Annotated in this window: 1 protein-coding gene; it reads left to right on the top strand. The window is 70.2% G+C overall.

Features of this window, described 5'->3' with window-relative positions; all coding sequences use genetic code 11:
• The first annotated feature begins 254 nt into the window (after positions 1-254).
• Positions 255-1,235, top strand: coding sequence for a Bug family tripartite tricarboxylate transporter substrate binding protein (locus AC2W7M_RS25670; RefSeq protein ID WP_486135942.1), 981 nt, complete (start codon positions 255-257; stop codon positions 1,233-1,235).
• The last annotated feature ends 72 nt before the right edge of the window (positions 1,236-1,307 follow it).

Below are 1,307 nucleotides of genomic sequence, written 5' to 3'. Positions count from 1 at the left end.
CGCGGGGGGCGGGGAGGGTAGGCGGACGGGGTGCCAGCCTCTCGCCGCGCCGCCGGAGCGGGACGCCGCGCGTCCTCCAGGTTGCAGGCCGCCGCCCGACCGGCCCTTCCGCTGCGTTGAACACAGCCGGGATTTGTGGATTATGGCGGCCTCGCACGGGACGCGGCCGCGGGCCGTGCCCGTTTCCCCGGCGTTCCGCCACGGTGGTGCATTCGCCGGAGAACAAGAACCGACGAAACCCATGGAGGGGGTCAATGCGCCAGACCATCCGCGGCCTTGCGGCCACGCTCGCCGCCGTCGCCGCGCTCGCCAGTGCCCAGCCCGCCAGTGCCCAGACCTATCCTGACCGGCCGATCAAGCTTATCATGCCCTTCGGGGCCGGCAGCGCCAGCGATTCCATCGCCCGCATCGTGGCCGATGGGCTTGCGGCGCGGCTCGGTCAGCGGGTGATCGTCGAGAACCGCCCGGGCGCCGGCGGCAACAACGGCACCGCGGCGGCGGCCAAGGCCGCGCCGGACGGCTACACGCTGGTGTTCGCCGCGCCGGGTCCGTTCGTCGTCAACCGCACCCTGGGCGGGCTGCCCTACGATCCGGAGAAGGACTTCGAGCCCATCTCCACGGTGGCGAAGCTGGTCAACGTCCTGGTGGTGAATCCGGACAAGGTGCCGGTGAAGACGGTGGCCGAGTTCATCGCCTTCGTGAAGGGCAAGCCCGGCCAGATCAACTATTCCTCGGTCGGCCTCGGCTCGTCGCAGCATCTGGCGGCGGCCTATTTCGACATCGTCGCCGGCACGCAGATGTCGCACGTGCCCTATCCCTCGGGCAGCGCGCTCGCCATCGATCTGGTCTCGGGCGAGGTGCCGGTGAGCTTCCAGCTCATCCCCAACGTCTCGTCCCAGCTCGCCGCGGGCCAGATCCGCGCGCTCGCCGTGACCACCAAGACGCGCAGCAAGGCGCTGCCGGACGTGCCGACCATGGCCGAGCAGGGGGTGAAGGATTACGAATCCTACGCCTGGTTCGGCATCGCCGCGCCGAAGGGCACGCCGCAGGCGGTGATCGACAAGCTGAACAAGGAGATCGTCGCCACGGTGGCCGATCCGGCGGTGCAAAAGCGGCTGATCGAGATCGGCGTCGAGCCGGACAGCTCGACGCCGCCGAGTTCAAGGCCTTCCTCGCCGAGGAATCGACCAAGTGGGCCGGCATCATCGCCAAGGCCGGCATCCAAGCTGAACTGACCGGGGTGATGTTCGGCGCCACCGCTTCAGGCGCGCCCGGCGCACCTTCTGCGGCGCCGCGGCGCCTCCTCG

This window comes from Xanthobacter sp. BG11Y11_SDJG (genome assembly GCF_057364445.1).
This window is presented reverse-complemented; position numbering and strand designations above follow the sequence as displayed.

Bases quoted from the DNA above. Each gene is read 5' to 3' on its own strand.
- AC2W7M_RS25670 (WP_486135942.1), top strand. From the start codon at position 255: ATGCGCCAGACCATCCGCGGCCTTGCGGCCACGCTCGCCGCCGTCGCC.